Source organism: Methanoculleus thermophilus, from assembly GCF_001571405.1.
Taxonomy (GTDB): Archaea; Halobacteriota; Methanomicrobia; order Methanomicrobiales; family Methanoculleaceae; genus Methanoculleus; species Methanoculleus thermophilus.
Genome location: NZ_BCNX01000017.1, coordinates 13555 through 33499 on the forward strand (window position 1 = coordinate 13555; position 19945 = coordinate 33499).

A 19945-nucleotide genomic window follows, 5' to 3' on the forward strand; every position below is an offset into this window, starting at 1 on the left:
CACGCCACATAGTGTCATAGCATGTTCTTCGGGTTACCTACTCATACGGCCCTCATCGTGGGCGGTGCGACTCTCTTTGCCGTCGTATTGCTCACCCTCTGGGGCCTCCGGTTCAGGGAGGCCGCTTGAATGGCGGATATAGCAACGCTCGTCCTGATCGCGCTCTACTTTATTGTGCTCATCGGCATCGGGAACTGGGCCTCGAAGAAGATCCACAACACCGAGGACTACATCCTCGCAGGCAGATCGCTCGGGTTCTGGGTCTTCACGATCCTGATCGTCTGCTCGATCTGCAGCGGGATGACCCTGCTCGGTGTGAGCGGCTTTGGGTACACATCAGGCTGGCCGGGGATATGGGAACAGATCTTTGTCCCGCTCGCAGCCTCGTTCTGCATCATCTTCTTTGGGGTGAAGCTCAACGCCATTGGAAAAGAGCGGGGTTACCTGACTGTCCAGGACTATCTCGCCGAACGGTTCGAGAGCCCGCGGGCGCTCCGGGGTCTCTCGGCCATCTCCGGGATCGTCGTCTCGCTGATCTACCTCGTCGGGCAGTACGCCGCGATCAGCATCGTGCTGGTCTGGCTCTTCGGTATCCCGCACTGGCAGGCGCTCCTCATCGCCGGGGTCATCATCACCGCTTACACGGTCGTCGGCGGGCTCTATGCGGTCTCCTGGACGACCCTCTTCCAGGGCGGGATCCTGATCCTCGGCGTCCTCCTGATGGCGCCGCCGGTCATCATGAGTGCCGGCGGGCTTGAGCATATCAACACAGTTCTTACCGGGATCGACCCGAACTTCGTCGAGCCCTGGTACCCGACTGCCTACGCTTCATACGCCTACACGACGCCGGAGTTCCTCTTCTCGTTTGCGATCCTCCTGATGGTCGGCCTTGCCTGCGCACCGCACGTCATCAACAACGTCCTCGCTGCAAAAGAGGCACGTTACTTCAAGTGGGCGCCCCTTGTGGCGTTCGCCATCTACGCGGTCATCATGTTCCTCGTGAAGTTCACCGGATTTGCCGTCCGCTCGCTCGTTGAGGAGGAGACGCTCGTCCTCCCGGACGCCGTGAACGCCCAGGACTTCGCCTTCATCGCCGGCGTCGAGTACGCGATACCGAACGTGGCGCTCTGGGCGTTCTTCGCGGTGATCGTCCTTGCGGCGGTGATGTCGACGACCGACCGGCTGATGCTCACCGTCGGCACCTCGTTCGCGTGGGACGTCTACAAGAACATTCTCCGCCCCTCGGCGTCCGACAGAGAGGTGCTCCTCGTCTCGAAGGTCGCGATCGTCCTCGGGGCCGGCGGTACACTCATCCTTGCTATCAATCCTCCTGAGATGCTCGCCTGGCTGATCTGGATGGGCATCGGGGTGATGCTCGCGACGTTCGCGGTCCCGCTGCTCGCCGGGCTCTACTGGCGCGGCGCGACCGGAGAGGGAGCGATCGCGAGCATGGCGGTCGGGCTCGTCTCTTCCGGCATCTTCGGCTACTGGCACCAGTTCGTGGCGAAGCTCCCCGTGCACTTCAGCCTCTACGCGCTCATCTGCTCGCTTCTCGCCATGGTCGTCGTCAGCCTCATGACCGCCCGGAACTCCGAGGACGTACTCGACGGCACCCGGACCGGCTGGTTCATCCAGTCGCCAGCCCTCCCGTCACAGGCCGCAAGCCCCGGAGAGACCTGGTTTGCCGACCGGGACGCAGCCCGCCGGCAGTGACGGGGGAACGCATCCCCGCTTTCTTTTTTAGCCAAGTTCAAGCGCTATTCACAACCTCGACGATGCGGCGGCTCGCCGCGGCGGATGCAGAACATGGTGCAATTGCTGGCCGGATCCAGCGGGGTGCCGCACCGAGGTGAGGAGGCGCTACAGGCGCCTGGAGATCACGGTTGCGGATATACAGGCACAGGCGGGGAGCGAACCCCGTGCATAATCCCTATTCGTTCTGCTGCCGTCAGCTCCATTCTATTTGGCCAGCGGCATGATCTCGACCGGTGGGATATGCCCCCCTCGCCATCACCACCATGTTCTGGCAAAGATCAGACCCTCGCACATGCTCCGGCCACTGCAGAACCGGTGGTACACCCGAACACTCACCCCGCGTTCCCGGCCTAATTTCACTGAATTTTCAGCCCAATATGCAGCAATCGCGGAGAACAGATGGTCAACCATATATGGCATCGGCAGTAAACCCTATAAGCGTGAAAACGGCGGTACTGGGTGGCGGTCTCACCGGGATTACGCTGGCCCGCCTGCTCCATGAACAGGGCGAGGATGTGGTTGTTCTCGAACAGAATGTAACAATCGGGGGGCTCTGCCGCTCGAGGAGTGAGTCGGGTTTCACGTTTGACATTGGGGGCTCGCACATCATCTTCTCCCGTGACACGGAAGTCCTCTCATTCATGCTCTCGGTCCTCGGCGAGAACGCCGATCGACGAAAGCGGAATACAAAGATTCTCTATAAAGACCGCTACGTAAAGTATCCCTTCGAGAACGGTCTCTACCAACTGCCCGACGAAGACCGTTTCTTCTGCATCAACGAGTTCGTCAAAAACCTCATCGCCGTCGAGAAGGGCGAGGTTCCGCCGCCCACGAACTTTGCCGAGTGGATCACCTATACCTTCGGCCGGGGGATTGCCGAGTGCTACATGCTCCCCTACAATCAGAAAATCTGGAACTATCCGGCCGATCGGATGTCGCACCACTGGGTTGAGGGGCGCATACCCCGCCCTCCGGTCGAGGATATCATCAAATCAGCCATCGGGATCGAGACCGAGGGCTATGTTCATCAGGCGGTCTTCTCCTACCCGATCGAAGGCGGGATCGAGGCGCTGGTCCGGGCCATTGCAGAACCGATCCTCCCGGCCGTCCGGACAGGGTTTCGCGTCGCCTCAATCCGTGAAGAAGACGGGGGATTTGCTATCAGCGATGGCAACGAGGTCATCCACGCCGACCGCCTGATATCGACCATCCCGCTCCAGAACCTGCTCCCCAGTCTAGCGGACGTCCCGGCCGAGGTACAGGCGGCCTGCGACGCCCTCCGCTATAACTCGCTATGCTCGGTCTTCATCGGGCTTGCAGGGGAGGTCCCGGATATCTCGTGGCTTTACATCCCCGATCCGGCGACGGGCCTCTTCAACCGGATCTCGTTCCCCTCAAACTATAGTACTAAAGTCGCTCCCCCGGGCCACTCCTCGATCCTCGCCGAGATCACCTACAACGACGGGGACGCGGTCTCGAGGATGTCCGATGCCGAGATCATCGAGCATACCGTCACCTCCCTTGTAGCCGCAGGGATAATCCCCTCGAAGGATGCGGTCGTCTACACCGGTCTTGAGCGACAGAAGTTCGCCTACGTCGTCTATGATATCGATTACCTCCGAAACATCGCGATTGTCCGGGAGTTCTGCCGGGAGCGGGGCATCAACCTCGTCGGCCGGTTCTCGCAGTTCGAATACCTTAACATGGATGGCTGCATCAGGAGCGCGATTGACTTCGTGGGGGCAAACCGATGAAGGTCAATATATTCGTCGAAGATTTCCGGTTTCTTCGGTATATCGGGTGCGCAACGGCTGCAAGGACGCTGTACAACCACCTTGCCCGTCTCCCCGATATGGAGGTCTCCCGAAACCAGTATCTCGGCGATTTTGACCTGACTCACTACCATACCTTCGGGCCCTGGGCGATGTATCACCTGAAGTTCACCAATGGCGTAAAGGTTCTGACCGCTCACTCAACCCCTCGCCTGAATGACGGGAATGTCGCCTTCGCAAAGAGGATCAACACTGTATATCCGAAAATCTACCGGCAATTCGACCATATCATCACGATCTCGGAGCCCTGCCACCGGGAGGTCGAGCAGCTCGTCCCCGAGATCCCAAAGACCCTCATTCCAAACGGCATCGACCGGGAGTACTTCAAACGGGACAACAAAAAGCGCAGACTCTTTCGCAATGAGTATGGGATCGATCCCGACCAGAAAGTGGTCCTCTCCGTCGGCCAGCAGACCCCGCGGAAGGGCATCTATGACTTCCTCAAACTTGCCAACCAGCACCCTGATATGACCTGGGTCTGGGTGGGCGGGTTCCCCTACGGGACGCTCTCAAAGGACTATGCGAAGATCCAGATGCTCAAGACCCACTGCCATGAGAATGTCATCTTCACCGGGGTCATCGATGACATCTCCCGGGCATACAGCGGGGCGGACGTCTTCTTCATGCCGTCCCATGCCGAGACGTTCGGTCTTGTGATCGTCGAGGCTCTCTCGGCCGGTCTCCCGGTCATCGCCAGAGATATCTTTGAGTTCCGGGAGATATTTGGGGATTCTGTCCTCTTTTTCTCCGATGTTGGCGAGGCGCAGGACCTCCTTACTGACGATGCAACCCTCCGACGCTGTGCAGCGAAAGCCCGTGCCTCAACCGAGGGCTACGACATCACGCTTATAGCAAAACGGCATCAAGAGTTATACAAGGAGTTGATCGAGGGATGATCTCCGTCGTCGTTCCAACCTATAACGAAGAGCAGAACATCGAGCGCTGCCTGCGGTCCCTTGCCGACCAGACGGTGCCGAGGGAGACGTACGAGATCATCGTCGTCGACGGAAACTCGAAAGACAGGACCCGAGAACTGGCCAAGCCTCTTGCGGATAAGGTTTTTATCCAGACGAGCAAGCGGGTCGGCGGGGCGCGAAACGATGGGGCAATGGCCGCAAAAGGCGATATTATCGCCACGACGGATGCCGATTGCATCCTTCCCCGAGACTGGATAGAGCGGATCGAGAGAAACTTTGCGGAGCGCCAGATCGTGCAGCTTTACGGTACGGTCTATCCGATCGAGGATACCTTCCGCAACCGGCTCTCACTCATGGGCGCAAACGCCTTCTCGCGCTTCGGCTACTACACCCGGACGATATACTTCACGCTCGGGTGCAACACGGCCTTCGACCGGGATGCGTTCTTCCAGGCCGGGATGTACCGGTGCATCGATGCCGGGGACGACCTTGAGATCGCGCAGAGGATGCGCAAACTCGGGAAGGTCTACCTCGATCCCCGCCTGAAGGTCGGGTTCTCGATGCGGCGCTACCAGCAGTTCGGGACTATCAAGTCGCTCTGGGAGTGGTTGTATATCGTTCTTCGCGGCGGCGAGGCAAGCGGTGCGACCTACTCACGGCGGGAGTATAAGTAAGCGTGGAGACCAAACGACCTATCCCTGAGATCTTCGCTGAGGTGGTGCACCGGTCCGATAACTGCGAGTTTGCCCGCCGCCTCGGGATGGTGGTCACCGAGATCGCCGATGGGTGCGTCCGGGTGACGATGCCGACTGCAGGGATGAAGAACGGTCACGGCACAGTCCACGGGGGCGCAATCTTTGCCATCGCTGACCATGCCTTCGGCATCGCCGGAAACCTGGATGAGGTGGAAGAGACGGGGCTCTCGGCTCATATCCGCTACTTCTCTCCGCCAGCAGGGGGGACGCTTGAGGCGGTCGCCCGCAGGGTCGCGGAGACTGAGAGGACATCAGTGTATGCCGTGGATGTCTACTCAGACGGCCGCCCTGTTGCCTCGTTTGAGGGGATCGGGTTCAAGGTCGGCGCTCAAATGAAGCGGGCGTGATCGGCCTACGTATCTTCCCGCCCGTTTTATCGCCCTATAGGGCCAATATCCTTTGGATGAAACTGCTCTTCGAACTCTCCGGTGAGCACCCCGATCTTCCGGTTGCGGAACTGGAGTGCGTGGGCACCGTGCTTGACCGGCGGATCCAGGTCGCGGTTGCCGAATGTCCGGACCCGGGAGCCGCCCGACGACTTGCCCTGACGCATGTGGTGATGGAGTACCTTGGGGAGTGCGAGCCCACCCATGATGCATTTGTCTCTCTCCTCCGCGATCTTGCCATCCAGACCGAGAAACCATTTGCCGGCCGGGTGAAGATGATCCAGGGGAGCCGGATGGATGTCGCCCGGCTCGAGGTGGAACGGCTGATCGGGAGCCTGATCGTCGGCCCGGTGTCGCTTCGTGAGCCGGTCGAGGAGTACCGCGCCGTCGTATCGGAGGACCGTTGTTACTTCGGCCGCGTCATAATGCAGATCGATCGGGGGGCGTTTGATGTTCGGAATCCCATGCGCCGGCCATTCTTTCATCCCGGCGTCATGATGCCCCGGATGGCCAGGGCACTCGTCAATATCTCCCTTGCTGCCCCTGGGGATTGGGTCTACGACCCCTTCTGCGGCACCGGCGGGATCCTCCTTGAGGCCCGGGAGATCGGCGCCCGGATACTCGGGAGCGACTTCGACCCTGCAATGGTTGCCGGCTACCGGCAGAACCTCCCGAACTCGGATGTGCTGATCGCCGACGCCACCGCGGTCCCGGTCTGCGACCATGCCATCGACGCGGTCGTGACCGATCTCCCCTACGGTCAGTCCGTCCGGATCCGGGCCGAGAGCATGGACAGACTCTACGACGGCTCGCTCGCGGAGATCCGGCGGATCCTCAAGCCCGGGAGGCGCGCGATCGTCGTCACGCATCGCGATATCACGGATATCGCCGCCCGCCACTTCACCGTCCTGCAGGAGCACGAGCAGCGGGTCCACAAGAGCCTGACCCGCCGGATCCTGGTGCTTGCGTGACGGTGCCGACCCTGATTTTTATGAGGTGGGCCGGCAAACTTCATACGTGGAAATAAATTTTAAACGCTATGGCCTTTACCTCATCCGGTGGCAACTCTCGACCCCGATCCTTGCCGGGGTGCTCGCGCTGCTCGGGGGCCTTGGGGCGCTTGCCGCCACCATCATTGCAAACCTCATCGGCGGCCTCATCTTCTTCTGGGTCGACCGGTTCATCTTCACCTCCGAGTCGCTCGCCGCACAGTGGGAGGTCAAGGAGGAGGTCCGGTGCGTGGACTGCGGGAAGGTTGCCCGGGGCTACCGCCTGGTGAAGGCGGAGAACTACGACAAAACAAGAGATCCCGCCCCCGAGTTCCGGTGCGAGGAGTGCTCGAAGAGGAAGTCGGAGGAACTCCGGAGAAAGGGGATTAAATTCTGATGTGGGGGCATAAGAGGGCCAGCAAATCTTGTTAGGTCGTTCTGCAGCACAACGCTACGTCTTTCTTTTAGATGTGTCTGCAGGTGATGGGTCTGTGTACGGATTTCGAGGGGGCATCGCAATTGGGGGGAGGGGCTGACGGGGAGTGCGATGATCCGAAGGACCGGAGCTCGAGCACCGTTAGGTGCGAGGTGCGAGCGAAGCGAGCTTGAGAAACTCGAAGAGTTTCGAGGAACGAAGGGCGGAACGCCCTGAGTTCGAGCACCGTTAGGTGCGAAGGGGGTTCGCCCCCCCTCCCCTGTCCCCACCCCCACATGGCGATAGCCCCCACGGTCCAGTGTACTGGGTTAAGTTTGGTATTCCCGATTCTTCTGTCACAACCTTATACCCCACGTCAGGACCACACAGCCCGACCATGCCGTCCGGTCCTGTCCAGCGCCCGCGGGCGAACCGCAAGTGGGAATACTGCAGTTCGGAGATGAACCCGGTTTCGTGATCATTCCCGCGGATACGGCTCGTCTCCAGAGCAGTCCATCCACCTCACCGCGATTGCAGCCGCGGAGGACGAACACCGTGCAGGTCTCCGGTTGTTCGCCGGGAACAGTCACTTTAATGAGATCTCCATCTACCCTACATCCCCTTGAGGGTGAAGAAGATGGCAGAAATACGAAAGTACGTCAACCCGCCCGCCGCCGAAGTGATATGCGAGTTCCGGTTTCCCGAGGATCTCCCCTGGGATATGACCTATCCCGGCATGCTCTATGCCCACTTAAAAGACGCATACCCAAAACGGGACCAGCGCTACGTGCGCGAGGTGGTCATGCTCCTTGGTCCAGAGGGGCTCCGCGAGGAGATTGTCGTCAGCGAACGGTCGATCTTTCTTACCGAGGACGAGGGCTGTGCCGTCCAGGTCGGCCCCCGCCTCCTCTCGGTGAGTTGCCAGAGGCCGTACGTCCATTGGGAGGCATTCTCGGAGAAGATCCTCGTGGGCTTCGACCGGTTCCGGGAGGTCATCAGTATCGATGCTATCGGGACGATGAACCTGCGCTACGTCAACCTCATAGAGATCCCCGAACGCGAGGTGACACTCTCGGACTACTTCGCCTTCTACCCGACCCTTCCACCGGAGCTGCCACGGGTCCCGGCGGGGTTCATCACCGGGTGCGAGTTCGCGTTCCACGACAACCGCGACAACTGCCGGGTGGAACTTACCGACGCTGTGCCCGAGTCGACGGAGAACAATGCCTTCCTCCTGAATATCGACTACTACCTGACAGAGGGAGAGAGCATCCCACTGGACGGGGTCGCGGACTGGCTGGAGATTGCCCACACGCACGTGCGGGATATCTTTGAGGCCTGCATTAAGGACCCCCTGCGCGACCTCTTCGTCCTCCGGGAGGAGGCAGCAGCGCCAGCACGGTGAGGGTGAATCTCATATGGGCGATATTGTCCGCCGGAAATGGATGAAGATGATGGATGCCCATGCCGGCGAGGTAGAGGAGGTCTACGGGGGGCCGGTCGGGCTCATCTGGGAGATGCTCGCGGGCGAGGATGCCGACGGAGATCTCGACGTACTTGCAGAACGGGCGGGACTGGCCCCGGGGACCCGGGTGCTCGCCCTCCTCCCGGGCCCGGGGGGCCCTGCCAGGCATATTGCGCGTGAGCACGGTGCGACCGTGATCGGGCTTGTCGCGCTGCCGCAGATGGTCGATCTGGCGGTCAAAAAGAATGAAGAGGCCGGTCTTGCCGCCCTGGTCGACTTCCAGCAGGGGAACGCTCTTGAAATGTCGTTTAAGGACGGAATCTTCGACGCAGTCTGGGGCGAGGATGCGTGGTGCTACGTGAGGGATAAAGACCGAATGATCCGCGAGGTCTATCGGGTCTTAAAGCCAGGGGGCACGCTTGCGTTCGCCGACTGGGTGCAGACCGGGCCGATGAACGACGAAGAGTGGCACACCCAGAATACCTTCCGGGCCTTCCCCTACTTTGAGACCCTCGAGAGTTACGCGGGACTCCTTGAGCGGAATGGATTCTCCATCATAGACCTGGGCGATCTCCCCGGCGACTCCACACAAAAGATCTGCAAGATCCGGGAGAGGCTCGAGAATGACCTGAGGGATAGCATCGTCGGGCTCTTCGGGGAGGAGGCATACAAGGATGCCCTGAAAGGGCTTGACCTCTGGGCGATGGCGGCCGACCGGGGGCTCGTCGGCCGCGCGTGGCTGCTCGCGGGGAAGCCGTAGGGTATGACCGCAGGCAGGACTGATCGGTGGACGCTGCCCGACCTTGATGCGGCGATTCAGCGTTGCCGGATGCAGAACGACCGGGGTATCCGGTGCATCCTCGCACCCCTCGGCGAGTATGCGAGAAGCGAGCGGCAGGTCAGGGAGAACCTGGAGCGCTCTTTTGCCGCGATAGCCGCGATCGACGAGCAGGAATTGGACGCATCCCTCACCGTGAAGATGACCGCGCTCGGAGCCCTCATCGACCGGAACGCTGCCCGCGATCTCCTACTTCGGCTCTCCCGCGGGGCGTATGAACGCGGCATCGGGTTTGAGGCGGATATGGAGGGGCGGGGATTTGTGGAAATGACGGTCGAGGCCGCTATCGCTTCCGCTCGGGAGGGGGTGCCGGTGACGCTCGCTCTCCAGGCCTCCCTCGACCGTACTCCGGGCGACCTGGAGCGCATCGTCCGTCACGGCATCCGGCCCCGCCTGGTGAAAGGCGTCTATCCCGGGGATACCGACGACCCAAGCGAGGTTCGGGAGCGCTTTCGTGCGCTTGCAGCGGGACTCCTCGAGCGGGGCGTGCCGTTCTCGGCCGGAACCCATGACCCGGATCTGGTAGCGTGGCTGCTCGAGGATACGACCGGAGTGGTTGAGTTCGCGTTTCTCATGGGGCTTTCAGACGAGACGAAACTTCGGTTCGCAGAAGTTGGCAGGGCAGTTGCAGAATACGTGCCTTTCGGAGAGCAGGCGGATGTCTATATCGCCCGGCGCGAGGCCTACCTCACGAGGCTGGCGGCAGAAGGGCGGATGTCGGTGCCCTGACTCTTCATCACCACCCCTTCCGTCTCGGCCAGGATGCCCGGGCTTGAGTACCTCCTCAGGCATACTCGATCGCCTCCTGGCACGGGGTCGAGTACGGGTTCTGCCCGGTCCAAGGGTATAAAAGGATCGAATCCAATCTTGCGCACCAACTCAGGGGGTGGTGGATGATCCAGGTGCGGGGGAGCGGTATACTCCTGCATATCACGTCCCTGCCGTCAGAGTACGGCATCGGGGACTTCGGTCCGGCGGCATACCGGTTCGTGGAGGCGCTGGAGCAGGCCCGGCAGCACTACTGGCAGATCCTGCCGCTCAACCCGACACAGGCCGGATATGCTCATTCTCCCTACTCCAGCCCATCTGCGTTTGCCCTAAATACCCTCCTCATCAGCCCCGAGATGCTCGTCCGGGACGGACTCCTCAGGAAGAGTGAACTGGAGCCAGCTCCAGAGTTTTCGGAGCGGCGGACGGCATACAAGGCGGCCGCGTGGTACCGGGAACGGCTCTTCTCGATGGCGTACAGGCGGTTCCGCGGTTCGGGGCCGGATCGTGAGTTCGAGACATTCTGCGACGCAAGCAGGTGGTGGCTCGACGACCATGCGCTCTTTGTCGCGCTTAAAGACCACTTCCACGGAGAGGCCTGGGACCGGTGGCCGGAGGAGATCCGGAGCCGGCAGCCGGAGGCTCTCAAGGAGATGCGCGAACTGCTTGAGGAACGGATACGCAAGGAGAAGTTCCTTCAGTACGTCGCCGCCCGGCAGTGGTCGGCCCTCCGTCGGCACTGCGCGAGGCACGGCATCCAGGTCATCGGCGATATCCCGATCTATGTCGCATACGACAGCGTCGACGTCTGGGCGAATCCGGGAATATTCAAACTGGACGAGAACCTCCGCCCGAACGTGGTGGCAGGGGTGCCTCCCGATATCTTCAGCAAGACCGGGCAGCTCTGGGGGAACCCGGTCTATGACTGGCCTGTGCTCAAAAAGCTGGGCTACGACTGGTGGGTGCGTCGGATCGCCCGGTCAGGAGAGCTCTACGACCTCTTCCGGATTGATCACTTCCGGGCGTTCGCCGACTATTACGAGGTCCCGGCGGGGGATGCGACGGCCGAGCACGGCACCTGGGTCGACGGGCCGGGAGCCGACTTTTTTGAGACGCTTGCCCGGCGGTTCCCCTGCTTTGCCATCGTCGCCGAGGACCTCGGGGCGAACACTCCGGCCGTCCAGGCTCTTCTCGACCGGTTCGATCTGCCCGGGATGAAGATCCTCCTCTTCGCGTTCGGCGGGGGGATCGAAAAAAGCCCACATATCCCTCACAACTATGTCCCAAACCTCATCTGCTACACCGGGACGCACGACAACAACACAGCCCGGGGGTGGTTTGAAGAGGAGGCATCGGAGGAGGATAAGGCGCGGTTCTTCGCCTACATCGGGCGAAAGGTGGGGGCGGACGAGGTCCACCGGGAGCTCATCCGCCTTGCGATGACATCGGTTGCACGGGTCTGCATCATCCCCATGCAGGACCTCCTCGGGCTCGGATCGGAAGCGAGGATGAATTATCCATCGACCACCGAAGGGAACTGGGTGTGGCGGATGACGCCGGAGGAGTTCGCCGGTGCGCCCTTCGAGTGGCTGCGAGGGTTGACGGAACTCACCGGGCGGGGGTGATCTGCAGTGGTGCGGATTTGCCCAGGGGTTATTTCGAAATGTCGGGTTAGATGTTGAGTAGCAACTTGAATGCAACGATGCTATCGGCTAAAAGAAAGAAGACATTCAATGGGAAAAGTCTCCCCATAGCAACCCGGATACGGATTCCCACTGGGCATCGCATTACAGGGGGGAGGGGACAGGGGAGTGCGAGCGAAGCGAGCTTGAGAAACTCGAAGAGTTTCGAGGGGGGAGCATCCCCCCTCACACCTAGCGGTGCTCACGCTCACTTTCGTTCGCGCCTCGCACCTAGCGGTGCTCACGCTCACTTTCGTTCGCGCCTCGCACCTAGCGGTGCTCGAGCTCCGGTCCTTCGGACCGTCGCACTCCCCGTCAGCCCCACCCCCCAGCGCGATATCCTCACGGTCCAGTGTATTGGGCACTTCAGGGAAGAGTCAGGTTCTGTTTATATCGCTCTAGTATGATGTCCGACAGTTTGAGGACCAAATCAATACCTCGACGTCAGCATCTCAAGCTCTTCCCTGATGGTCCGGCGGATCATCTCCTCGATGGCCGTGTAGTCGCGCTTCGCCTTCTCCTGCTTCTTCAAGAGCTCTTCCATCTTCATGATCCCGGCTGAGAGGTTCTTCCCGTACTTCAGGGCGACCTCCAGCGCCTCCTCGTCGATCCGGACGACCTTGGACATAGAAAGAAGATTTTCCGGGACGAAATTTAATTGTTACAGATCTGTAACGGACTTGGCCGGGGTTGTAACAGATTTGTAACATTTTTGAGGGAGTTGTAACAATTGTGTTACAGGGCGCGACAGTCGCGACTCCCGGATGGAAGATGTGCTTTATCACCGCTCTGATTCCATTTTAGCCCATTTTTGGGAGTAAGGACGAACCCCGATCACACTTCACGGTTTGGGATCGCACCTCCTGATCCCGTCCCTCACCGGGGCACCGGAACGGCCTCCTTCTCCTTTGCTAACCGCTCCTCGACCTCAGCCACGCGAAGAGTGATCTTTAAGAGTGCGTCGGGCTCGACCGATATCGAGTCGATCCCCTGCTCCACCAGGAAGTCGGCGAACTCCGGGTAGGTGCTCGGCGCCTCGCCGCAGAGCCCGCTGTGCCGCCCATTCCGCCGGCATCCTTCTACGGCCATCGCGACCATCCGCTTGACGGCCGGGTCGCGTTCGTCGAAGGCCTCCCCCACGACCGCCGAGTCACGGTCGATCCCGAGGACGAGCTGGGTCAAGTCGTTTGAGCCTATCGAGAACCCGTCGAAGTACTTGCTGAACGCGTCGATCTCAACGATGTTGCTTGGGATCTCGCACATCTGATAGATCTGCAGACCGTTCTCGCCTCGCCGAAGACCGTTCTTCTCGAGTTCCTCAATGACCCGCTTTGCCTCCTCCACCCTGCGGCAGAAGGGGATCATGATGATCAGGTTCGTAAGCCCCATCTCATCTCTGACACGCTTGAGCGCCCGGCACTCGAGGCCGAACCCCTCCCGGTAGCGCTCATCGTAGTAGCGGGAGGCCCCGCGGAACCCGAGCATCGGGTTTGCCTCCTCCGGCTCAAAGTAGGCCCCACCAAGCAGGCTTGCGTACTCGTTGGTCTTGAAGTCGCTTGTCCGGACGACGACCGGGTTTGGGTAGAACGCGGCGGCAATGGTCCCGACGCCTTCGGCCAGTCTCTCGACGAAGTACTCCTCCCCGTCCGGGTATCCATAGACGAAGTCGGCGATCGCCTCCCGGACGGCCGTATCCTCGATCCGCTCGGGGTGGAGAAGCGCCATCGGGTGGATTTTGATGTAACTGCTGATGATGAACTCCATCCGGGCAAGCCCGATACCGTCGTTCGGGACCATTGCAAGCCCGAAGGCCATATCGGGATTCCCGAGGTTCATCATCACCTCGGTCTTGGGCCGCCGCAGGTCGGAGAGCCGGATCTCTTCGACATGGTACGGGAGGCTGCCCTCGTAGATGAACCCCTCCTCCCCCTCGGCGCAGCTCACCGTCACCTCCCGGCCCGTCGGGATCTTCTCGGTCGCGTCGCCCGTGCCGACGATTGCAGGGATGCCGAGTTCCCGGCTGACGATCGCGGCATGGGATGTCCGGCCGCCCCGGTTCGTCACGATGGCGGCGGCCGTCTTCATGACGGGCTCCCAGTCGGGGGTCGTGGTATCGGAGACCAGAACCTCCCCCGGCTTAAATTCCGGGAGGCGGCTGACGTCGGTGATGATCCGGGCCTTCCCGGCGGCAATCTTATCGCCGATGCTCTTACCTGCGGCAAGCACCGGCCCGCGTTCATCAAGGACGTAGGTTTCGAGGACGTCCCGCACCTTCTGCGAATGCACCGTCTCGGGCCGGGCCTGGACGACGAAGAGTTCATTGGTCTCGCCGTCCTTCGCCCACTCGATGTCCATCGGGACCGGCTTACCAGCCTTCATCGAGTAGTGGTCCTCGATCGTGAGGGCGTATCCTGCGAGCGCAAGGATCTCGTCGTCGGTGATGCAGAACTTCCTTCGGTCCGATTCCGGGACATCGATCCTCCGGGTGACTTCTTTTTCACCTCCGTGAGCGTAGACGAGTTTCACCCGTTTCTCACCGAGGTTCTTCCTGATGACGGCCCGGTAGCCCTTCTTGAAGGTCGGTTTGAAGACGTAGAACTCATCGGGGTTGACGGCGCCCTGGACGACCATCTCGCCAAGGCCGTAGGACCCGGTGATGAGGACGACGTCCCGAAAACCGGTATCGGTATCGAGCGTGAAGATGACCCCGCTTGAGGCGAGATCGGAGCGGACCATCTTCATGACCCCCACCGAGAGGGCGACCTTGAAGTGGTCAAAGCCGTTGTCCACCCGGTAGGCGATCGCCCGGTCGGTGAAGAGGGAGGCGAGGCACCGCGTGTAGGCCTCTCGCAGGGCCTGGTAGCCGCGGATGTTTAAGTACGTCTCCTGCTGGCCCGCAAACGACGCCGTGGGGAGATCCTCGGCGGTTGCGGAGCTCCTGACGGCGACGTCGGCATCGGGCCCGTATTCGTCGCAGAGCATATCATACGCAGCCCGGATCTCGTCCCAGAGGTCATCCGGGACCCCGGCGGAGAGGATCAGGTCGCGGGCACGCCTCCCTCTCCTGGCGAGATCGGTGACGTTGTTCCGATCAAGACCCCTAAGCGTCTCTTTGAGGTCATCGAGGATTCCGGCGGACGAGAGGACGTGCCAGTAGCCCTCTGCGGTCACGGCGAAACCGTCGGGGATCTTTACGCCCTTCGGCGTCAGTTCGCGGTACATCTCGCCGATTGATGCGTTCTTCCCCCCGACGAGGGCGATGTCCTCTGACCCGATATCGGCGAACCAGCGGATATAGGCCGCATCCTGTCTCATGCTCCCCTGCCCCCGGTCGGTGCCGCTGCCGGCATCCGATAGGTCCCGGCGACGACGTTCTGCGGGTTCCCGGCAAAGAAGGCCTTTATGTTCTCGATGCTGGTCGCGAGGATCCGCTCGACCGCCTCGCGCGTGTTGAAGGCGTTGTGCGGTGTGAGAATCGCCCGATCCGAGTGCAGGAGGGAGAAACTCTCAAGCGCGTCCCGCAGTTCGTCCGCCGGCGCCTCATCAGCCCCGGCAAACTCCTCCTCGATCCAGACCCGCTCCCCCTCGAAGGTATCGAGCGCGACCCCCGCAAGCCGACCCTCGCGAAGGGCATCCGCGACCGCCCTCGTATCCACCACGCCGCCGCGGGCGGTGTTGACGAGGAGAGCAGTGGGTTTGACCAGTCGCAGCCGTTCGGCATTGATCAGGTGGTGGGTGGCCTCCGTGTAGGGGACATGCAGGCTGATGACGTCTGCTTCGGAAAGCAGGTCGTTGAGATCCATGTAGCGGACGCCGTACTCCTCCGTAAGGGCCGGGTTCGGTCTTGTGTCGTAGGCGATCACCTTCATCCCCGCTGCATGGGCGATCCGGGCGAGGTGCGAGCCGATGCGCCCGGTCCCGATCAGACCGAGGGTTTTGCCGGAGAGATCCATTCCCTGCAGCCCGGCACGGGAGAAGTCGCCCCGGTCCACCCGCTCAAACGTCGGCCTGAACCGCCGGACTAGAGCCAGGATGAGCCCGAACGCGAACTCCGCCACGGTGGCATCGCCGTAGCGCGGCACGTTGCAGACGGCGATATTTCTCTCCCGGCAGGCATCTACGTCGATATGATCAAACCCCGTGGACATGGTGGCGATCATCTTGAGGTTCGGCAATCGGTCGAGGACCTCTCGGGTAATTCGCGAGAGGACGAAGATACCGATGCCGTCAGCGTCGCGGGCAAGCGATACGTTCTCGATTGTGAGCTGTTCGGTGTGCAGGGCAATCTCATAGCCGCTCGGGCCGGCGAACGCTCTCCAGATCACGTCCTGTTCGTGCTCATCGAGGCCGAAGAAGACCAGCTTTGGCATGGTTCAACCTCCTCATTCACGAGATGCCATGTAGGAGGCGATATCGACCATCCTTTTAGCATACGCAAACTCGTTGTCGTACCAGACCAGGATCTTGACCATCCGCCCGCCGACGACGCTCGTGGACTGCCCGTCAACGACCCCGGAGTGCGGGTCGCCGACGATATCGGCGGATACGAGGGGATCATCGGTGTACATGAGAAGCCCCTTCATCGGTCCTTCCGCCGCCTGCTTCATCGCGGCGTTCACTTCATCCGCCGTTGCGTCCCGCGAGAGCTCCGCAACGATATCGAGGACCGATCCATCGGGGATGGGGGCCCGGATGGCTATCGCATCCATCTTCCCGGTGAGTTCGGGGAGGACCCGCGTGGTGGCGACGGCGGCCCCGGTCGATGTCGGGATCAGCGAGACGGCAGCAGCACGCCCCCGGCGCGGTTTCTTTGCGGCCCGATCCACCAGCGCCTGGGTGGCGGTGTAGGCGTGGATTGCCGTGGCCATCAGGCGTTCGACGCCGAACGTCTCGTTCAAGACCTTCGCCGCCGGGGCAAGCGCATTGGTCGTGCAGGATGCGTTCGAGATGACGACGTGCTTTGCGGGATCGTAGGACCCCTCGTTGACGCCGAGGACGACCGTCAGGTCCGCATCATCCGACGGCGCACTGATGACGACCCGTGATGCCCCGGCATCCAGATGTTTTGCGGAGGCCGCCCGCTCGGTGAACCGCCCGGTGCACTCGAGCACCATATCCACGCCGAGGTCTTTCCATGGGAGGCGTGCAGGATCTCTCTCGTGCAGCACCCGGACCCCTTTCGAGCCGGCCCGGATGGTATCTCCGCTGACCTCGACCGGGTAGGGTGCCCGCCCGTGGACCGAGTCGTACTTCATCAGGTAAGCAAGCTGGTCTGTCGGGTTTGGATCGTTCACCGCAACGATCTCGATATTCTCTGGCGGGTCGATCACGTAGTTGTGGAGAACTTTCCGCCCGATCCGCCCAAACCCATTGATGGCAACCTTCTTCATCAGACTTCCCCCTGTGAGGCTGGACCACCCCCTCTATGGGTTGAGTATATGATTCTTCCCCCAACCCATGGGTCCCGGGGAGGGGGCTATCTTGGCCCGGCCTGCCGGGCCACGCCGCGGGCGGCCGCCGCGACCTCTTGTGGGTCGCCCAGGTAGTAGTGCCCGACCGCCGTTAAGTCCCCATCATCCAGTTCGTAGATTAAAGGATAGCCGGTGGGAATGTTTACGTCCGCGATCTCGTCGTCCGGAATGTTATCCAGGTGCTTGACCAGGGCGCGGAGGCTGTTGCCGTGGGCAGAGATCAGGACGGGCTTGCCTGCCGCAAGATCCCTCTTGATGTGGTTCTCCCAGCAGGGGAGGACCCGCTTGAGCGTGTCATGCAGGGATTCTGTCGCCGGGAGGCTTGCAGGGTCCAGGTCCGCGTAGCGGGGGTCGAACCGCGGGTGCCTCGGGTCGTCCCATGCGAGCGGCGGCGGCCGCACGTCATAGGCCCGGCGCCAGAGGTGCACCTGTTCTGCGCCATACCGCTCCGCGGTCTCCTGTTTGTTCAGACCCTGCAGGGCGCCATAACTCTTCTCATTCAGCCGCCACGACCGGTGCACCGGGACGTACATGAGGTCCAGGTCGTCCATGACTATCCAGAGCGTCCGGATGGCCCGCTTCAGGACGGATGTGTAGGCGACGCGGAACGTATGTCCACCCTCCTTAAGGAGCGCCGCCGCCCGGTGGGCCTCTTTGATGCCCTGCGCCGAGAGGCCCACATCGGTCCAGCCCGTGAACCGGTTCTCCCTATTCCAGAGGCTCTCGCCGTGCCGTAAGAGGATTAACTCGACCATTCCAGTCATCTCCCGCCCGAGGGTGGTTTTTGCCTCCCCATAAACCCTATGCATCACCCAAAAAGACGATCCACGGGAGCATCTCCCGCACCCGGGCAATAGGAAAGTACGGTGGGGCAACAGAGTGATCCGATCTCAATGTCGAATATAATCACCTGGTTTTGGAAATCGGTCGCATATAGGTTCGATTTTTTTCGTAACTTACAATTCATTTATCTTTTCTTCCCGCCCATATGCTGTTGTATGGCACCGAATAGAAACTGGAACAGGAACCAGATCCTTGCGGCGGCATCACTGCTCGTCATCGCTGTGGCGTGCATCATAACCGCAGGATGTATATCAGGGACGTCGACCCCCGGCCCGGCTGTCGCGCTCCCTGGAACCTCCTGGTCACTTTACTCCTACCTTGCCGAGAACGGCTCCCTCGTCTCGGTTCTGCCGGGAACGGAGATCACCGTACGGTTCGAAAACGACGGCAAAATCATCGGCTCCGCCGGGTGCAACGGATACGGCGGCAACTACCTCCAGAGCGGCACAACCCTCTCGATCTCCTCACTCGTCCAGACACTGAAACTCTGCACGGAGCCCGCGGGTATCATGGAGCAGGAGTCAAGGTTCATGGATCTCCTCGGCTCGGCGGCAGGTTGCCGGATGGAGAACGACCGGCTCGTCATCACCGATGCGGCAGGCACCGACGTGCTCGTCTTCGTGCAGGACTCCTTCGTACCCGTGATGCTCCCCGGAACGTCCTGGAAACTCGTAAGCCTCGCCGATGAAAACAGCACCCTGGCCCCGGTCATCGCCGGCACAACCGTCACGGCGATCTTTGACGCTGACGGGAAGGTCAGAGGCAGCGCCGGGTGCAACCACTACAGCGCACGCTACACCGCAAACGGCGCGAACCTCTCGATCGAACCGGTCACACGAACCGAGATGTACTGCAGCGAGCCGCCCGGCCTCATGGAGCAGGAGGACCGCTACCTCGCTCTCCTCGCGGACGCCGCATCCTACCGCGTTGAGCGCGTGATGGCGGACGGCGAGAGGATCCCTCTCAGCGCTTATGTCTCCTCAAGGACGACGAGCGACCGGCTGACCCTCACGGACAGCGAGGGCAACGACATCCTGGTCTTCGAGCTCGACCTCCCGAAGCCCGACCTCCCGCTCTTCGGGACAGACTGGGTGCTTGAGGCCTACAGCACCGGTGGAGGTGCAGTCTCCTCGGTGATCGCCGGCACGACCATCACCGCGAACTTCGCGGCCGATGGGATCGTCACCGGGAATGCCGGGTGCAACCACTACGGCGGTCAGTACAGCCTTGACGGCGCAAACCTCACGGTCGCCTCGCTCTACAGCACCCTGATATACTGCGAGACGCCGGGGGTCATGGAGCAGGAAGCGGCGTTCATGGGCCACCTAGCAAACGTCTCCTCCTACCGGGTCGAGGGCGACCGGCTGATCCTCGCGGATGCGGAGGGTAACGAGATCCTCTTCTTCGTACAGGCGCCGGAAGTGCCTCCGGCACCCCTCACCGGGACGGAGTGGACGCTTGAGTCATACAGCCTTGGTGGGGAGGCCGTCTCCTCGGTTATCGCCGGGACCACGATCACTGCGGTCTTCTCGCCCGATGGGAACGTCTCCGGCAATGCCGGGTGCAACTCCTACGGGGCTGGCTACCGACTTTTCGGCATGAGCCTCACCATTGATGCGCCTATCAGCACGAAGATGTACTGCGAAGAGCCCGAAGGCATCATGAAGCAGGAGAGCACATACCTTAACCTCCTTACGTCGGTAGCGGGCTATCGCATCGATGGAGACCGGCTCGAACTCCTCGATGAGGCTGGAGAGACCCTCCTCTCCTATCGGGCAGAGAGCGCGGATCGCTCCTGATCCGCTCTTATCCTCCATGGCAGGGATCGT

Annotated in this window: 17 protein-coding genes; 12 read left to right on the forward strand and 5 right to left on the reverse strand. The window is 61.4% G+C overall.

Features of this window, described 5'->3' with window-relative positions; all coding sequences use genetic code 11:
- Window positions 1-129: 129 nt before the first annotated feature.
- From MCUTH_RS10990 to malQ, 11 genes are all read left to right on the forward strand, one after another.
- Complete coding sequence (locus MCUTH_RS10990) at window positions 130-1713, forward strand: sodium:solute symporter family protein (protein ID WP_066958838.1); 1584 nt, start codon at window positions 130-132, stop codon at window positions 1711-1713.
- Window positions 1714-2195: 482 nt separating this feature from the next.
- On the forward strand, window positions 2196-3509 hold the full coding sequence (locus tag MCUTH_RS10995) for a protoporphyrinogen/coproporphyrinogen oxidase (RefSeq protein WP_224732846.1): 1314 nt from the start codon (window positions 2196-2198) through the stop codon (window positions 3507-3509).
- Window positions 3506-4483, forward strand: coding sequence for a glycosyltransferase family 4 protein (locus MCUTH_RS11000; RefSeq protein WP_066958840.1), 978 nt, complete (start codon window positions 3506-3508; stop codon window positions 4481-4483). The genes MCUTH_RS10995 and MCUTH_RS11000 overlap by 4 nt, the downstream gene beginning before the upstream one ends.
- On the forward strand, window positions 4480-5178 hold the full coding sequence (locus tag MCUTH_RS11005) for a glycosyltransferase (protein WP_066958841.1): 699 nt from the start codon (window positions 4480-4482) through the stop codon (window positions 5176-5178). The genes MCUTH_RS11000 and MCUTH_RS11005 overlap by 4 nt, the downstream gene beginning before the upstream one ends.
- A gap of 2 nt (window positions 5179-5180) precedes the next feature.
- Entirely contained in the window at window positions 5181-5606 is a 426-nt protein-coding gene (locus tag MCUTH_RS11010; RefSeq protein WP_066958842.1) for a PaaI family thioesterase, read from the forward strand.
- 56 nt (window positions 5607-5662) lie between these two features.
- A complete protein-coding gene (locus MCUTH_RS11015) occupies window positions 5663-6616 on the forward strand; it encodes a methyltransferase domain-containing protein (protein WP_066958843.1) in 954 nt (317 codons plus the stop codon).
- 46 nt (window positions 6617-6662) lie between these two features.
- A complete protein-coding gene (locus MCUTH_RS11020) occupies window positions 6663-7031 on the forward strand; it encodes a hypothetical protein (RefSeq protein ID WP_066958844.1) in 369 nt (122 codons plus the stop codon).
- Window positions 7032-7686: 655 nt separating this feature from the next.
- Window positions 7687-8454, forward strand: a complete 768-nt coding sequence (locus MCUTH_RS11025; protein ID WP_066958859.1) for a TIGR04255 family protein — start codon at window positions 7687-7689, stop codon at window positions 8452-8454.
- Between the two features lie 13 nt (window positions 8455-8467).
- On the forward strand, window positions 8468-9274 hold the full coding sequence (locus tag MCUTH_RS11030) for a class I SAM-dependent methyltransferase (RefSeq protein WP_066958845.1): 807 nt from the start codon (window positions 8468-8470) through the stop codon (window positions 9272-9274).
- Window positions 9275-9277: 3 nt separating this feature from the next.
- Complete coding sequence (locus MCUTH_RS11035; RefSeq protein WP_066958846.1) at window positions 9278-10081, forward strand: proline dehydrogenase family protein; 804 nt, start codon at window positions 9278-9280, stop codon at window positions 10079-10081.
- A gap of 164 nt (window positions 10082-10245) precedes the next feature.
- Window positions 10246-11745, forward strand: coding sequence for a 4-alpha-glucanotransferase (gene malQ / locus MCUTH_RS11040; protein WP_083524877.1), 1500 nt, complete (start codon window positions 10246-10248; stop codon window positions 11743-11745).
- 487 nt (window positions 11746-12232) lie between these two features.
- Here the strand turns inward: malQ and MCUTH_RS11045 are convergent, their stop codons facing one another.
- The 5 genes from MCUTH_RS11045 to gpmA all read right to left on the reverse strand — a co-directional run bounded on the left by MCUTH_RS11045 (window position 12233) and on the right by gpmA (window position 18028).
- The gene (locus MCUTH_RS11045) at window positions 12233-12430 is read right to left on the reverse strand and encodes a hypothetical protein (RefSeq protein WP_066958847.1); all 198 of its coding nucleotides are present in this window, start codon (window positions 12428-12430) and stop codon (window positions 12233-12235) included.
- Between the two features lie 248 nt (window positions 12431-12678).
- Window positions 12679-15117: a phosphoenolpyruvate synthase gene (gene ppsA, locus MCUTH_RS11050; protein WP_066958848.1), complete on the reverse strand. Its 2439-nt coding sequence runs from the start codon at window positions 15115-15117 to the stop codon at window positions 12679-12681.
- Complete coding sequence (locus MCUTH_RS11055) at window positions 15114-16172, reverse strand: hydroxyacid dehydrogenase (RefSeq protein ID WP_066958849.1); 1059 nt, start codon at window positions 16170-16172, stop codon at window positions 15114-15116. The genes ppsA and MCUTH_RS11055 overlap by 4 nt, the downstream gene beginning before the upstream one ends.
- A 12-nt stretch (window positions 16173-16184) precedes the next feature.
- Window positions 16185-17192, reverse strand: a complete 1008-nt coding sequence (gap, locus tag MCUTH_RS11060) for a type I glyceraldehyde-3-phosphate dehydrogenase (RefSeq protein ID WP_066958850.1) — start codon at window positions 17190-17192, stop codon at window positions 16185-16187.
- A gap of 86 nt (window positions 17193-17278) precedes the next feature.
- The gene (gene gpmA, locus MCUTH_RS11065; protein WP_066958861.1) at window positions 17279-18028 is read right to left on the reverse strand and encodes a 2,3-diphosphoglycerate-dependent phosphoglycerate mutase; all 750 of its coding nucleotides are present in this window, start codon (window positions 18026-18028) and stop codon (window positions 17279-17281) included.
- A 243-nt stretch (window positions 18029-18271) separates the two neighbouring features.
- On the opposite strand from gpmA, the gene MCUTH_RS11070 reads away from it, so the two are divergent.
- On the forward strand, window positions 18272-19915 hold the full coding sequence (locus tag MCUTH_RS11070) for an META domain-containing protein (RefSeq protein ID WP_066958851.1): 1644 nt from the start codon (window positions 18272-18274) through the stop codon (window positions 19913-19915).
- Window positions 19916-19945: the final 30 nt, after the last annotated feature.

What these genes read in the sequence shown, in the direction of transcription:
- MCUTH_RS11015 (WP_066958843.1), top strand. Translation starts at nt 5,663, where the DNA reads ATGAAACTGCTCTTCGAACTCTCCGGTGAGCACCCCGATCTTCCGGTT.
- ppsA (WP_066958848.1), bottom strand. Translation starts at nt 15,117, where the DNA reads ATGAGACAGGATGCGGCCTATATCCGCTGGTTCGCCGATATCGGGTCA.
- MCUTH_RS11055 (WP_066958849.1), bottom strand. Translation starts at nt 16,172, where the DNA reads ATGCCAAAGCTGGTCTTCTTCGGCCTCGATGAGCACGAACAGGACGTG.
- MCUTH_RS10990 (WP_066958838.1), top strand. Translation starts at nt 130, where the DNA reads ATGGCGGATATAGCAACGCTCGTCCTGATCGCGCTCTACTTTATTGTG.
- MCUTH_RS11070 (WP_066958851.1), top strand. Translation starts at nt 18,272, where the DNA reads ATGGCACCGAATAGAAACTGGAACAGGAACCAGATCCTTGCGGCGGCA.
- gpmA (WP_066958861.1), bottom strand. Translation starts at nt 18,028, where the DNA reads ATGGTCGAGTTAATCCTCTTACGGCACGGCGAGAGCCTCTGGAATAGG.
- MCUTH_RS11030 (WP_066958845.1), top strand. Translation starts at nt 8,468, where the DNA reads ATGGGCGATATTGTCCGCCGGAAATGGATGAAGATGATGGATGCCCAT.
- MCUTH_RS11000 (WP_066958840.1), top strand. Translation starts at nt 3,506, where the DNA reads ATGAAGGTCAATATATTCGTCGAAGATTTCCGGTTTCTTCGGTATATC.
- gap (WP_066958850.1), bottom strand. Translation starts at nt 17,192, where the DNA reads ATGAAGAAGGTTGCCATCAATGGGTTTGGGCGGATCGGGCGGAAAGTT.
- MCUTH_RS11025 (WP_066958859.1), top strand. Translation starts at nt 7,687, where the DNA reads ATGGCAGAAATACGAAAGTACGTCAACCCGCCCGCCGCCGAAGTGATA.
- MCUTH_RS11045 (WP_066958847.1), bottom strand. Translation starts at nt 12,430, where the DNA reads ATGTCCAAGGTCGTCCGGATCGACGAGGAGGCGCTGGAGGTCGCCCTG.
- malQ (WP_083524877.1), top strand. Translation starts at nt 10,246, where the DNA reads ATGATCCAGGTGCGGGGGAGCGGTATACTCCTGCATATCACGTCCCTG.
- MCUTH_RS11035 (WP_066958846.1), top strand. Translation starts at nt 9,278, where the DNA reads ATGACCGCAGGCAGGACTGATCGGTGGACGCTGCCCGACCTTGATGCG.
- MCUTH_RS11005 (WP_066958841.1), top strand. Translation starts at nt 4,480, where the DNA reads ATGATCTCCGTCGTCGTTCCAACCTATAACGAAGAGCAGAACATCGAG.